The sequence below is a fragment of the Cytobacillus sp. IB215316 genome, from assembly GCF_033963865.1.
Lineage (GTDB): Bacteria > Bacillota > Bacilli > Bacillales > SM2101 > Nanhaiella > Nanhaiella sioensis.
In genome coordinates this window covers 28,730-43,358 of record NZ_JAXBMC010000009.1, presented here as the reverse complement: position 1 = coordinate 43,358, position 14,629 = coordinate 28,730, and the positions used below count along the sequence as shown (strand labels likewise).

At 33.6% G+C, this 14,629-nt stretch carries 15 protein-coding genes and 1 riboswitch; of the genes, 13 read left to right on the top strand and 2 right to left on the bottom strand.

What is annotated here, in order from left to right; genetic code table 11:
• Positions 1-135: 135 nt before the first annotated feature.
• The gene (locus SLH48_RS14525; RefSeq protein ID WP_320258768.1) at positions 136-1,377 is read right to left on the bottom strand and encodes a PucR family transcriptional regulator; all 1,242 of its coding nucleotides are present in this window, start codon (positions 1,375-1,377) and stop codon (positions 136-138) included.
• A 186-nt stretch (positions 1,378-1,563) separates the two neighbouring features.
• Here SLH48_RS14525 and SLH48_RS14520 point away from each other — a divergent pair, with 186 nt between their 5' ends.
• A complete protein-coding gene (locus SLH48_RS14520; protein WP_320258852.1) occupies positions 1,564-2,493 on the top strand; it encodes an alpha/beta hydrolase in 930 nt (309 codons plus the stop codon).
• Positions 2,494-2,607: 114 nt separating this feature from the next.
• Here SLH48_RS14520 and SLH48_RS14515 read toward each other — a convergent pair whose 3' ends face one another.
• Complete coding sequence (locus SLH48_RS14515; protein WP_320208398.1) at positions 2,608-3,690, bottom strand: AI-2E family transporter; 1,083 nt, start codon at positions 3,688-3,690, stop codon at positions 2,608-2,610.
• Between the two features lie 470 nt (positions 3,691-4,160).
• Between SLH48_RS14515 and SLH48_RS14510 the strand changes: the two genes are divergently transcribed.
• The 12 genes from SLH48_RS14510 to thiO all read left to right on the top strand — a co-directional run bounded on the left by SLH48_RS14510 (position 4,161) and on the right by thiO (position 14,486).
• Positions 4,161-4,973 carry a class I SAM-dependent methyltransferase gene (locus tag SLH48_RS14510; protein WP_320258851.1) on the top strand — a complete coding sequence of 271 codons (813 nt, stop codon included), beginning with the start codon at positions 4,161-4,163 and terminating at the stop codon, positions 4,971-4,973.
• Positions 4,974-5,034: 61 nt separating this feature from the next.
• On the top strand, positions 5,035-5,574 hold the full coding sequence (locus tag SLH48_RS14505; protein ID WP_214483486.1) for an NfeD family protein: 540 nt from the start codon (positions 5,035-5,037) through the stop codon (positions 5,572-5,574).
• 45 nt (positions 5,575-5,619) lie between these two features.
• Positions 5,620-7,182 (top strand): flotillin family protein, encoded by a 1,563-nt coding sequence (locus tag SLH48_RS14500; RefSeq protein ID WP_320258767.1) that lies wholly within the window; start codon positions 5,620-5,622, stop codon positions 7,180-7,182.
• A 561-nt stretch (positions 7,183-7,743) separates the two neighbouring features.
• Positions 7,744-8,547, top strand: a complete 804-nt coding sequence (locus SLH48_RS14495) for a FixH family protein (protein WP_214483488.1) — start codon at positions 7,744-7,746, stop codon at positions 8,545-8,547.
• A gap of 291 nt (positions 8,548-8,838) precedes the next feature.
• Complete coding sequence (locus SLH48_RS14490) at positions 8,839-9,228, top strand: hypothetical protein (protein WP_320258766.1); 390 nt, start codon at positions 8,839-8,841, stop codon at positions 9,226-9,228.
• A gap of 55 nt (positions 9,229-9,283) precedes the next feature.
• The gene (locus tag SLH48_RS14485) at positions 9,284-9,604 is read left to right on the top strand and encodes a helix-turn-helix transcriptional regulator (protein WP_320258765.1); all 321 of its coding nucleotides are present in this window, start codon (positions 9,284-9,286) and stop codon (positions 9,602-9,604) included.
• A gap of 185 nt (positions 9,605-9,789) precedes the next feature.
• On the top strand, positions 9,790-10,443 hold the full coding sequence (locus SLH48_RS14480; RefSeq protein WP_320258764.1) for a class D sortase: 654 nt from the start codon (positions 9,790-9,792) through the stop codon (positions 10,441-10,443).
• A 179-nt stretch (positions 10,444-10,622) separates the two neighbouring features.
• The gene (locus SLH48_RS14475) at positions 10,623-10,742 is read left to right on the top strand and encodes an anti-repressor SinI family protein (protein ID WP_320258763.1); all 120 of its coding nucleotides are present in this window, start codon (positions 10,623-10,625) and stop codon (positions 10,740-10,742) included.
• Positions 10,743-10,948: 206 nt separating this feature from the next.
• Complete coding sequence (locus SLH48_RS14470; protein ID WP_214483493.1) at positions 10,949-11,275, top strand: helix-turn-helix domain-containing protein; 327 nt, start codon at positions 10,949-10,951, stop codon at positions 11,273-11,275.
• Between the two features lie 360 nt (positions 11,276-11,635).
• Positions 11,636-11,950, top strand: a complete 315-nt coding sequence (locus SLH48_RS14465; protein ID WP_214483494.1) for a YbjQ family protein — start codon at positions 11,636-11,638, stop codon at positions 11,948-11,950.
• Positions 11,951-12,268: 318 nt separating this feature from the next.
• A riboswitch (TPP riboswitch) is annotated at positions 12,269-12,375 on the top strand.
• A 387-nt stretch (positions 12,376-12,762) separates the two neighbouring features.
• On the top strand, positions 12,763-13,380 hold the full coding sequence (tenI, locus tag SLH48_RS14460; RefSeq protein WP_320258762.1) for a thiazole tautomerase TenI: 618 nt from the start codon (positions 12,763-12,765) through the stop codon (positions 13,378-13,380).
• Positions 13,377-14,486: a glycine oxidase ThiO gene (gene thiO / locus SLH48_RS14455; RefSeq protein ID WP_320258761.1), complete on the top strand. Its 1,110-nt coding sequence runs from the start codon at positions 13,377-13,379 to the stop codon at positions 14,484-14,486. The genes tenI and thiO overlap by 4 nt, the downstream gene beginning before the upstream one ends.
• Positions 14,487-14,629 lie beyond the last annotated feature (143 nt).

The following is a 14,629-nucleotide window of genomic DNA, read 5'->3' as shown; positions in this document are numbered from 1 at the left end:
TAGTATAAATGTAAAAAAATATTTTTTCTTTGTGTAAAAACTAAAATGTAAAATTGACCATTTGTGGATTTCCACAAATGGTTTGAGGTCTGCCCCTCACTACTTTAATAACTTTAGGTAGTGAGGGGCAGACCCTTACATTAAGCGGCTTAATTTCATTTCGATATAGAGGGTAAGTTTTTGGTTGGGATCCTTTAGATTTATATCGCCAATCGCTGAAATACGTTTTAATCGGTAAGATAATGTGTTGACGTGAATATGGAGATGTTTTGCTGTTTCATTAATATTACCGTCAAAATCTAAATAAGCTTCTAATGTCTGAAGTAAGTGGTTATTTTGTTGGCGATCATATTCTACAAGCTTGTTTATTGAATGATTCTCAATACCATCCTTACGTTTCTTTTCTAATAAAATATCAAAGTATTGATAGATGCCAATATCCTGGTAACTTAAAATATTATTCATTTCATTAGGATAACGTTCCTTTAGATCAAGTACATTTAACGCTTCTCTATAGCTGGTTTCAACTTTTTCATACTTATCATAAATGTGTCCTGCGCTTCCAATAATATTTGTGACGTTGAAGCGTTCTTTCATTAGTTTTATAAAAAGTTCGATAAAGTTAGTCAGTCCATGTTTTTGCTCGTTGTTCTCTTCCTTAGGTGATGTGAATAATATTAATTTATTATAATCAATAGTGTAAAAAATAATTTTTACTCGTTGTGACGTAGTTAAAATATATGTAATGTTTTTTTCTATATTATGATCAATACTGCTTTCAAATTGAAATACGATGATTGAAAATAATTTAGGTGGATTAAGTTGTAATTGAAAGAACTTTTGGTCGATTTCATCCTTTGATAACATATGACCAGTTAATAACTTCCAATAAAATTCTTGATAGCCCTCTTTGTTTTGTTGCTTACGAATTTGGAGCTGTAACAGATGATTCTTTGCTAATTGTGCCATTTGTTGTAAATAAACCAAGTCATCTTCAGCTAGGGGATTCTCTACTTCTAATGCCCAAATAAAGCCTAATACTTCTTTGTTTTTGCGAATCGAAATTGCGACACGTGATCCTAAACCTACTTCACTGATACTTTTAACACGCAGCGGTTCGTCCCCTGCTAATAAAGCAGGAATTACACCGTTTTTCCATAGACTGTTAATAATTTTTTCAGGAACTCTTCTTCCAATGATTGTCTTAATTCTTGCTGGGTCTGTTCGTTCATCATGTGTGCTATAAGCTATTAAACGGTGGTTAGCATCCTCAATGGTTATAGGGCATTGAAGTACGTCACTTATATGATCAACGAACGATTCCATATCACCTAGTACACCTTTATATGAATGGTTTTTAGAAGAATAACCTGTCATACAATCGCTCCTATTCATAATATTTCTCATATGATTTCATAAGGAAAAGCAGTATGCCTTAAATATAACTAAAGCTAATGAAATATTATGTTATTTGCATATATTTTAATTGATTAGAAGGATTAATTCTATGTGTAGTCAAAATAAAATATAACAAAGTGAAAATTTTGCCGAGGGGATGTTATGATGCACGTTGCAACCTTTACTTATTCAGCAACCGATAGTGAGCAGATTTATGCTAAAAAATGGATTCCTGAACTATCCGAGTACCGAAGAGGAATTGTCCAAATTGCGCATGGTATGGCAGAACATATTGGGAGGTATGATAAATTTGCTCAGGCGCTCGTCAATGAGGGATATATTGTTTATGGCAATGATCATCGAGGTCATGGACAAACTGCAAATAATGAAGAGGACATTGGATATTTTGCAGATAGAAACGGCTTTGATTTAGTTGTAGAGGACATGTTTTATCTCACAAACCTGATCAAGGAACAACATGAACAACTTCCAATATTTTTATTTGGTCACAGCATGGGATCGTTTTTATCTAGAAGATTTATACAATTACATGGTGAAGAGATCACCGGTGTAATACTTTCTGGGACTGGCGGCGACCCTGGAATCTTGGGGAAAATTGGGGCGAGATTAGCAAAAAGCGAAATGACTAGGAAAGGACTGCGTCACCGTAGCAAACGGTTAGATAAACTTTCTTTTGGTAGCTATAATAAATCATTTAAACCGACACGAACTGATTTTGATTGGCTATCCCGGGATCAACAAGAAGTTGATAAATATGTTGACGATGCTTTATGTGGTGGAGTATTTACTTCTAGTTTCTTTTATGATTTATTAACAGGGCTTGAGGTTATTCATAGAAGAGATAATATTTTAAAAATACGAAAAGATTTACCGATATACTTATTTTCGGGTGCAAAGGATCCTGTGGGTAATTTTTCCAAAGGTGTATCGAAAGTATATGAAGCGTATAAGGCAGCGGGTATTGAAGACGTTACTTGTAAGTTATATAAAGATGGACGGCATGAAATGTTGAATGAAACAAACCGGGATGAGGTGTATGAAGATATTATTACATGGCTTAAAAAGCATACGTGAATTAGAGGATGCAACGATGTTAAAACAAATAATCGTTAACATAAATAAAGTAGTTCATATTGGAAATTATTAATTATAATCCAACTGAACTACTTGATGTTAAGGTATTTGTTCTTATTTAGATAACCTAGCTTCTACTAAATCTTCAAGCGTAGTTTTTATGACGGCTACAATTGGTACTGCAATGAACATCCCTATTACACCAAATGTACCACCACCGATTATAATAGCTAAAATGATCCATACTGGGCTTAAGCCAACTTTATCACCCAAAATTTTTGGTCCTAAATAGTAACCATCAAATTGCTGAAGTGCAAAGATGAAAATGGCTACCCATAGTGCTTGGATTGGATCACTAAATAATGTAATGATAACAGCTGGTACCATTCCAATGAATGGACCAAAATATGGAATCATATTAGTAATACCTACAATTAAGCTGATTAATAGTGCATACGGTACATTTAATATTAAAAGTCCTATAAAACATAATATTCCTATAATAAGGGAGTCTAACAATTTTCCAACTAGAAACTTTGAGAAAACTTCATCTAAATGACTGAAAAATTGTAGAACAGATTTCGCATAGCGTTCAGAGAGTAATGCTTTAACCAATTTTTTTGCTCCGGCACCAAAAGCCTCTTTGTCTTTTAGCATATAGATCGAAATAATAATTCCTATTAAAATATTGAAAGCTGTGGATGTAAGGGATATTAACCAGTCAGCAAGCTTATTTAAAAACAAACTAGTATATTCCCCAATTTTCAAAAATAGATCATTAGTATATGTATTTACATTAGACGTAATACCGTATTTTTCTAACAGTTCATTCTCAACGATATATTTTGTTATCCATTTGTTTGTATCTTCTATATACTTAGGTAGGTTGCTAATTAGGTTACCTATATTATCAATAATAATTGGCGTTATAAAAGTGAAGATTAAGCCTATAAATGAAAAGAACAACAAATAAACAGTAGTAATACTTATAATGCGGTTTACTTTGAACTTTCCTTCAAAATAATCAACTAGCGCCTTTAATAAATAAGCAATTCCAAAGGCGACAAAAAATGGAGAGAGTAACGATAAAAATGAAGAGACCGTCAGCTTCACCAATTCATAATTATCTACAAATTTCCATAATACTAATGCTGCGAATAAAAACAGCAAATATTGATACCACTTACGATCCTTCAATGCACAAATCTCCCTACAATTATTTTATGTACTTCTATATTAGACTGTTTTATCGCAATAGTCCATTTATCTGCAAAACGACATTGTACAAAGTTATTTTTGCATAAATTGTTACTTTTTACTAAAGGATAAACACGATTACGTATAGCATTCGTGATATCATTTCTACCATCAAATAAAGAGGCTCGAACCAAGCCCATCTTACTTTACGTTTTCGTAAAATAGAAAAGACCCTTTTACTAATTTAAGCAGTGGCAATAATTGAGACTATTTTCGTGCTAAGAAATATACTTATTATGCCACTAGAATTCAATCAGTGTTTTTTATAAAAATGACAATCGAATTAAACAGCAAAAAAATTGCAACAAAGTTATTAAAGAAACCTAATATTTTCGACTTGAAAAAAGTTAAAGGATTAAAACAGCAACATGACGAATATTATTAAACTTAGTAGAATGGGGGGATACGAAATAAAACAGGATGTAGTTAGTTTCTATAATCAAATGGCATGGAATGAGAAAGCTTACGAAGCTTGGTTTGCAAGATATGGCACACCGAAAGAGTACGCTTTACGGTTAAAGAAAAATCCAGAAAATAAAGTATCTCACTACTTAAGGTTTATGGGTGACTTAAAAGGTAAAAAGCTAGCAAATTTATTCGGATCTAAAGGTAATAATGCTGTGTGTTTTGCATTATTAGGTGCTGAAGTAACCGTTGTTGATATTTCAGAAGAAAATAAAAAATATGCAGTAGAGTTGGCACACGAAGCTAATGTGAACATCGAGTACATCGTTTCAGATGTATTAGCAATTCCAGATGAAAAAAAGCTAGCAGAGAACGATTTCATTTTGCTAGAATTAGGAGTGCTGCACTATTTCATTGATTTAGAACCTTTATTTAAGCTTGTCTTCCAATCACTCAAATATGGGGGAAAGTTGATACTTAGAGACTATCACCCAGTCGTATCGAAGTTGCTCCAAGGAGAAAATGAACTGAATGCTGCAGGAGATTATTTTCAAGAAGAAGTAATAGAAGAAGATGTTGCATATCGGGTCTTATTACCTGAATATCATCGTAACACGGTAAACAAAGTGAAGATTCGCAGGTGGAATATAGGAGAAGTCGTTACGGCTGTCTCACAAGCTGGCTTCATAATAAACTATTTAGAAGAAGAAAAGGGAATCAAGTGGGCGATGCCATACGATACAGATGATGGAATTGAAAATAGGATTCCGGGATTATTCACTTTGGTTGCTTCTAAACAAAATATTAAAGAATTTTGAAACTATTCTTGCATAAGATCGTATTATTAATTAGGCAGCCTAAAGAAAGGAGGAAAAAATGATGGAGGTTATGGGATATCCCTTACAAACTATTTATTTGTATTGTTTAATAGGTGGAGGCATATTAACGGTTATTTATATTTTATTTGGTGATATTCTTGATGGGATATTGGATGTTGATCCTGGAGGATATTTAAATCCGTCTTTGTTGTTATCATTTTTCACTATTTTTAGTGCAGCAGGTTACTTATTAGAAAGGTTAACTTCCCTTACAAGTATTGTTTCAGCAATTATATCTTTCGTTACGGCTCTTGTTTGTTCAATCATCTTGCATTTATTTGTTTTTGTACCGTTAAAGTCAGCTGAAAGTTCCATTACTATATCTGAAGACGATTTAAAGGGGAGAATAGGTAAGGTTATTATTTCAATTCCAAAAGGTGGATATGGAGAGGTAATATTAGAAGGTAAGAGTGGCAATATCGCAAAATCTGCACAGAGCTTTGATGAAAAGCCGATTGCTTCTGAACAGCAAGTCATTATCATTGATGTCAAATCCGGTGTATTACAAGTAGCACCTTATGAGGAAAATTATGAGTTTTAAAAATAAATTTATTGTAAGATAGAAAATAATAGAGGAGGAGATAATATGAGTGGTCTTAGCACAATATTTATCGTAATAGGAGTTGTAGTTTTATTAATTCTTGCTTTAATTGCTGTATTTGTTAGCAGATACAGAACAGTTGGTCCAGATGAAGCACTTATCGTTACTGGAAGCTACTTAGGGAGCAAAAATGTTAATGTCGATGAAGGTGGCAATAAAATAAAAATAGTACGTGGTGGAGGTACATTTGTATTACCAGTATTCCAACAATCCGAACCGCTAAGCTTGTTATCTAGTAAACTAGATGTACAAACACCTGAAGTATATACGGAACAAGGTGTTCCTGTTATGGCAGATGGTACAGCGATTATTAAGATTGGAAGCACAATTGGAGAAATTGCAACAGCAGCAGAGCAGTTTCTTGGGAAAACAAAGGATGCACTTCAAAATGAAGCACGAGAAGTATTAGAAGGACATCTTCGTTCTATTCTAGGATCAATGACTGTAGAAGAAATTTACAAGAATCGGGAAAAATTCTCTCAAGAGGTTCAACGGGTAGCATCTCAAGACTTAGCAAAAATGGGTTTAGTTATCGTATCATTTACGATTAAAGATGTACGCGATAAAAATGGCTACTTAGAATCATTAGGTAAACCTCGTATTGCACAAGTAAAACGTGATGCTGACATCGCGACAGCAGAAGCAGACAAAGAAACACGCATCAAGCGTGCAGAAGCGGATAAAGATGCTCAGAAAGCTGAATTAGAACGTGCAACAGAAATTGCTGAAGCAGAAAAAGAGAATCAAATGAATATTGCTGATTACCGTAGAGAGCAGGATATAGCGAAAGCACGGGCTGACCAAGCGTATCATTTAGAGGAAGCACGTGCTAGACAGGAAGTTACAGAACAACAAATGCAAATTAGAATTATAGAGCGTCAAAAGCAAATTGAGCTTGAAGAAAAAGAAATAACACGTCGAGAGAAGCAATATGATTCTGAGGTGAAAAAGAAAGCAGATGCTGATCGCTATGCTGTAGAGCAGTCGGCAGAAGCGGAAAAAGCTCAACAAATTGCACAAGCAGATGCACAAAAATACCGTATTGAAGCGATGGCAAAAGCAGAAGCGGAAAAAGTACGAATTGACGGTGTTGCAAAAGCAGATGCAGAACGTGCACAAGGGGAAGCAGAAGCAGAAGTTACACGTCTTAAAGGTCTTGCAGAAGCAGAAGCGAAACAAAAAATTGCTGAAGCATTTGAAATGTACGGTCAAGCAGCAACACTTGATATGATTATTAGCATGCTTCCACAATATGCGAAGGAAGTTGCAAGTCCATTATCAAATATCGATAAAATCACTGTCGTTGACACAGGTAGTGGAGAAAATGGTGGTGCCAACAAAGTAACAGGCTATGCTACAGATTTGATGTCAACACTACAGGAATCCCTAAAGGCCTCTTCTGGTATTGATGTCAAAAACTTAATTGAGAATTTCTCAGGAAAAGGAAATATAAAAAATAGTTTAGACGAATTAAAGGAAGAAATGGTAAAAGAGCCTATTTTGGTAGAAGGAAAGTCGAAAGATCTAGTAACAAATGAACAACAATAATATTGATTTGTAAGACAAAAAAAGGAAATTGACATATCATCAACGATATGTCAATTTCCTTTTTGTCGTGTATATTAGTCTTAATGAATGATTACATCATGAATCGTTTGTTACATATATAAAGAAACTTAAATAGTTGTTTTCACTCCATAACAACCAAGTTAATATATGAACATGTAGAAAAAGTAAACAGATGCACAGCTTTGTTCATAATAAAGGTAATGTTGAAAGAAAACTATTATTGACCTTTCTCAAATATATGATCGACTATTTTTGTCATCATTACTCTTTATTTTTGTTAAGAAAGGTCTAAATCAAGCTTTTGAAGTAGTTTTATACTGTTGTCATTGACTAACTTTAGTTGTTAACTTGTTTATTGTTATGGGCGAAATATAACAATCAAAGATGATAACAATTTCTATTTGTGAAAAAAGAAATACATTTGCGTTAATTTCACAGATCTAACACAATTTTATTGTAAAATGACTGTTAGATATTTTTTACATAATAAAATTGGTAATAATGGACTTATCAATGATAGAAGGGGAGATAAATTAAATAATGAAGAAGTTACTTGTATTAGTTGCAGTATTGATCATAGGGTTAGTTGGTTGTTCTAAAACAGAGGAGCCACATGTACAATTGGAATTGATTGAGGTAGTAATTCAAACGAAGCCAGCTGTAATTAATCCACAGGATGAAGTTGAAATATCCGCAACAGTAACACAGGGAGAAGGTTTTGTTAATGATGCTGATAGTGTGACCTTTGAAATTAAAAAAATGGATGAAGAGGAATCAGAGGAAGTAGAGGGAAAGCTCAAAGGAGACGGAGTTTATTTTATTAACAAAACTTTTTCAGAAGCAGGTGTTTATGCTGTTACTGCACATGTTACAGCACGAGGATTACATACTATGCCTACGGAAGATATAACAGTCGGTTCGGCTGATGTTCAGCAAGAGAGCGAAAGCGTAATGAATGATGACTCAAGTGAGAGCATGGATATGAGCGATGAAGATAGTCACGAGAACATGGAAAGTGAATCTAGCGACCATGAAGAAGGAAATCATGGTGAAGGACTCAAAATTCATTTTATGTCAATGGATAATGTGAAATTAAATACTGAAGTAGCATTAACGGCACATCTCCAATTAGATAATAATCCATTATCAAAAGCTGAGGTTCAGTTTGAAGTTTGGCAGGACGGTCAAGAAAAGCATGATTATATTGACGCTATTGAAGGTGACGCTGGAGAATATAAGGCGCTAAAAACCTTTGATACCATCGGTGAGTATAAAGTGACTGTCCATATGAAAAAGGATGAGCTTCATGATCATATTGATAAAACAATTCATGTAGTAAAATAACCTATAAACGGAAGCTTATAAGGATAAAGCTATAACTAGACAGCTATTGGGGCGACTCTAAGTCGATAATTCGACTTAGAGCCGCTCTTTTTTATTGGAGTAAATTGGCAATATTTTTTATGTTTTTTTGTCATCATTGGAATGGAATTATGGTAATTAGCACCAAAAATTAAGTTGCGTTTTTTATGTGGTTCGATTTATACTAGATATATAATTCTTTATAAAGAACTTAAAATTCATTAAGGAGAACAGTTTTAAGGATTATAATGTCCTTTTTTGGAGGTGAATTTTTTGTTACCCATAAGCATACAACAACCTGCTAGTGGGGTTGTATCAATTGTGAGATTTAGAAATCAGTCTATCCAAACGAAAAGTGCAGCTATTAAAATTATCTCTTTTCAAGATGATGGGTTAATTTTTGTTTGTGATTTGAAATTTCCTGTGAGTAAAGAAATAATTTTAAAAATTAACTTAGATATATTTAAAGAAGAAATAAATGTATTTGGAAGTATCGATGAAAGGTGTGAAATAGGAATAAAAGGATATGATCATGTGATTGTTTACCATTTAGTAAGTGATGAGGTTATTGGAGACCTTTCAGAGGTAACAAAAAAATATTTGAAATTATCATTGTATAAAAAGAATCTAGAGATTATACAACAACAAGATAAGATGTATTGAGTAGAGAAAGGGAGATGGTGCTCACTAAAGAAAAAATGCCGAAGGAGGAAAATTAATGGATGGTTGTAAGGTAAAAGAGATAAGAATAATGCAAGGGATTTCATTGTCAGAACTTTCTAAACTATCGGGTGTTTCTAAATCATATTTAAGTATCATTGAAAGAGGCATACAGAAGAACCCTAGTATAGAAATAATTTGTAAAATTGCAGCAGCACTTAATGTGAATGTTGAAAAACTTATCAGTCCAAATGATGAAAAGTATAAACATAAAGAAATAGATAATGAGGTTTTAGCATTAGCATTAGAGTTTTCTCAAGTTGATATTGATAAGGAAAAAGTAAAAAAATTTAAAGAATTCATCGAATTGCTCAAGTAAACAATATAGGGGGCTTGTATATAAGTCTTTGCTTCTTTCGATTTGAGACTAAGAATAGCTATCAATTTATTGTTCTTTATTAAGAATATGAATGATTTGTCTGTTGTATGACAAGTATTAAACATGTTGTATTTTATCAGTAAGAACAAATAAGATGATTTAACAGTTGGTGGAGAAGGAGATTCATGAAAAAATTTTATATTTGTTTTGTTTTTCTTGGTATCTTAATTATTGCTTATCCAAAAGTGAATAATTTTTATAACTCTTACAATCAACAAAAGTTATTACAGTCCTTCAAACAAGTATCACCAGTGACGATAGATGATAACTTACAAAGTAATTACCAGGCGGTAAATCAAGTATTAAACAAAGGTGAGACAATTGATTCTAAAAAGATAACTAAAAGTCAACCAGATAAAGTATTAGAAAGTGAAAATCTCGACGTTATAGGTACGCTTTCAATTAATAAAATTGAGTTAATTCTACCGATTGTTGAGGGGTCTTCAGATAAAGACTTGAAATATGCTGCTGGTCATTTAATTGAAACGGCTCCTATAGGTAAAAAAGGTAACGCTGCTATCGCAGCACACCGAAGTTATACTTACGGAAAATTTTTTAATAGATTAGATGAACTTGAAAGTGGGGATGAGATAGTCATTCAAACCCTTACTGATAATCATGTGTATTCTGTTTTTAATAAGATAGTAGTTTTACCAACTGATATGTCTGTTCTTTCTAATCTAGGAGATGATTCATATATTACGTTAATTACATGCGATCCTATTAAGAATCCTACTCATCGTTTAATTGTTCAGGCACAAAAGAAAAATGATGACTGACAGAGGATTTTTGCCTACAGCCTTGTTGTTATTACGAAGAAAAAATGCGGAACATAAGAGAAAATTTATTATTAGGTAAGTCCTATGGAAAAATGAAATTTATTGAATTGAGATGTTCATGGAAGAGGATATATAGCAACAAAGTATATAACAAAGAAAACTATTGTGGAGGGGAAAAAATGACAAAGCAGCAAGTAAAGCTCGATGAGGAGTGGGTTGATTTAATTCTTACAGCATTAGAAATTGGTTTACCTGTAGAGGAAATACGTAATTTCTTTAAAGATGTCAAACAAGCATAATTGAAAAAATCTACTGTGCTTTAAGTTGTTATGATTTTATGAAACAATCATCCCCTGCTGTATGGTATACTAAAACATATATGCGAAAATGTTTAGTAAATGAATATATACGCAGAAATAATTCGAATAGTTTTTATTTCCAATGAATTTAGATAACCAATAAAACATTTTAACTCTAACATAGAAAGAAATAAGTAGGTGAGAAAATGATAGGGGAACGCGTGAAAAAATACCGATTACAAAAAGAATTATCACTAACAGAGTTGGCTGATCGTGCCGGGGTTGCAAAATCATATTTAAGCTCTTTAGAGCGCAATCTCCAGTCAAATCCTTCTGTTCAGTTTTTAGAAAAAATTTCAATGGTTTTAGATGTTTCAGTCAATTCATTATTATTTGATGAAGATGAAATACCCGATGAGGATCTTGATTCTGAATGGATAAACCTTGTAAGAGAGGCAATGGACTCTGGTGTTTCGAAAAATGATTTTAAAGAATTTTTAGAATTTAACAAATGGAAACTTAAAAAACAATAATATTCTTTTAACAATATTAATAACAACTTACATGCTCATCGAGCTCTTATGTGGATTATTCTTCATAGGGGCTTTTTGTTTTTTCTTTGAACTATTTGATAGGGGCATTCGTAATATACATGATTAACATATTTTTAATACTTGTTCACAAAACTATATTTTAGAGGTGGTTTGTATTGAGTGTGCTTAAATATTGTTTAATTACTTTAATCATATGTTTTCAAATACTTGGGTTTGTATTTCTCTTAATTAAATTCAAAGTAAGTTTGTATTTTTTTGGTAGTGCTTTTGTTATTTTAATCATGTTACTTGTCATGTTAATTTTTGAACGTTTAAAAGAAAAAAAGGAGGAAGATCAAGATGATCTTAGTAACTACTGATTTTGTCCCAGGGAAAGAGATCAAACAATTAATAGGATTTGTTAGAGGGAATACTGTGCAAACGAAGCATATTGGTAAAGATATCATGGCAGGGCTTAAGACACTTGTTGGAGGAGAAATTAAAGAATATACAGAAGTCATGGATGAGGCTAGGCAGCGGGCGATTAGCAGAATGGTAGAAGATGCAAAAAGTAAAGGGGCGAATGCCATTATATGTTTACGCTTAGAAACATCTAATGTGATGACAGGTGCTTCTGAAATCATTGCATTCGGAACAGCTGTAGTAGTTGAATAGTAAGTTTATTTCGTGAAATTTGTTGCTTTCTTATTAAATTAGTACAGTTTCGCGAGGGATTGTTGGTCCCCATCGTTTAAATGTGAAAAGTTGATATGATATTCCTTTTTGCTTTTTTAAAAACGAATATAACTAAAGTTCAGGAAATCTCTTCTTCTCTAAAGATTATAAAAATTCTATATCTTGTGAAAAGCTGTGAGTCATGATATTCACTCAACTGTCATATATATTAATTGAGAAATCTAGTACATGTGTTATACTATGAAAAGAAATAGCTAAAGGCTTTCATAGGAAAGTATGAGACAGCCTAACTAAATATATTAACACTAGGGGAGTCTGAATAAAGACTGAGATGGAAGCTTGTTTCCAGACCCTTTGAACCTGATCTGGCTGACACCAGCGTAGGGAAGTGGACAACATGTGATAATGACTTTGTCTTCATGCTTAATTTATGAAATAGGTGTGAGACATATTATTCATGAATTGGATTAATAACGTCAACTATTCATGCATTCGATACATGTAAACCCACTCTTACGCAAGAGTGGGTTTTTTAGTTGCTTATGCTTATGACTGTTGCTGGCGACATGTACATTTCAATATTGTTATTTTCCTATTTGCCAATCACGTCTAGGAAACAAATTATAGTATATGGATAATTCTCAATAGCGATGAGCCGTTTGGATTGCTAAGTATATTTAAGTTGGTACATTCCTCATCTTGATATGTGAGACCGTTTATTAGTGAGTAATGTCTAGAGCTGAATAAACTAAGCTCAAATACTTGACTAAATTTATTTACAAGGAGGTCTTATGGCAAACAAAGAGCTACATATTGTTTCAACTGGGACACAATCAATAAACACGTTTGTTTCGATTATTAGTGAGATTCATCCTTTTGCAACTGCTATACATTTACGTGAAAAACAAATGTCAGCGAGAGACTTATACCAAACGATTAATCAACTAATTCAACGAAGTGTACCACTTAATAAAATAGTCATAAATGACCGAATTGATGTTGCTACAATTGCTGAAGTTGGTGGTGTTCAGCTAGCATATCATAGCTTATCAGTAGGCGATGTGAAAAGGGCATTTCCAAAACTTCGCATAGGGAAGTCTGTTCATTCAATAGAAGAGGCTGTTGAAGCAGAACTGCAAGGGGCTGACTATGTGATATATGGTCATATTTATCCTACCTCCTCCAAAAAAGGAGTGATAGCTAAAGGGGTTGATAGCGTCGAAGAATTAAAAAAACAGCTATCTATACCTTTAATTGTCATTGGAGGAATTAAACCATCTCATATTCCTGAACTGATAGATAGAGGAGTAGATGGAGTGGCAGTATTGTCAGGCGTATTATTAGCCCAAACGCCTATAGAAGCAGTAAAGGAATATTCAAAAATGTTATCGAAAGAGATGATTACATGAAGAAAACGTATGATGCCATCGTTATTGGTGGAGGTATAAATGGTGGTTCAATCGCTTATCATCTAGCAAAGCGAGGGCACCATGTGCTGGTCATTGAGAAAGATCAATTAGGTAGTAAAGCTTCTGGTGCTGCTGCAGGGATGTTAGCAGCTCAAGCGGAATTAACTGAGGATGGGCCACTGTTTCAATTAGCTAAAAAAAGCAGGAGCATGTTTCCTACAACGATCGAGGAATTAGAAAGCAAATCGAACGTCCATATTGGGTATGTGAACAAAGGAATGCTCAAGATTGCAATAAGTGAAGAAGAGGAGCAGCAATTAAAACACATTATTCAATTGCAGAAAAATATTGGGGAACAAACTGAATATTTAACATCTGAAGAAGTGAGAGCATATGAACCTTCACTGTCTCCAATTGTAAGAGGAGCTATGAGTATACCTACAGATGGCCAAGTGTCCGCTTATGATTTAACGATTGCATTTTTTAGGGCAGCAAGGGTGCTAGGAGCTACGATCAAAGAGGAAACGAATGTTTATTCATTAATCATAAAAAATAATAGAATCCAAGGTGTTGTGACAAACGAGGGTGAATTCCATTCCGAACGGATTATTGTAGCTAGCGGTGCTTGGACGGACATGGTTGTCAAGCAAACTGGGTTATCATTGCCTAGCTATCCAGTAAAAGGGGAATGTTTAGCTGTCAAAACTGACAAACCTCTGTTAACACAAACAATCTTTTCTCATCATTGTTACCTAGTTCCAAAAAAGGGTGGAAGAATAATTATTGGAGCAACAATGTACCCAAATACATTCAATACGACAGTATCTACGGGTTCCGTTTGTAGTCTAATAGAGAAAGCTTCGATCATTTTACCAGAAATCATCAACACTCAATTTGAAAAAGCATGGTCTGGCATTCGTCCTCAAACTCACGATGGTATGCCTTTGTTAGGGGAGCACCCGCATGTGGAGGGCTTAATTATAGCTACAGGGCATTATCGTAATGGGATTTTGTTAGCCCCTATAACTGGCAAAGTTACTGCTGATTTAGTTGAAGGAATCAATCTTGATCATGAGTTAATACACCATTTTCGAATTGATCGTTAAAATGATTGGGTTTTTAAATATAGGTTCTTTTTCCGTATGTTTTGTTGATGAGATATACAGCTAGCTTACGTAAACAGATTGAATGTTGTACGCAAATCAACATCGAGCTAGAAACTATGAAAATAACAATCTATGATTAGACA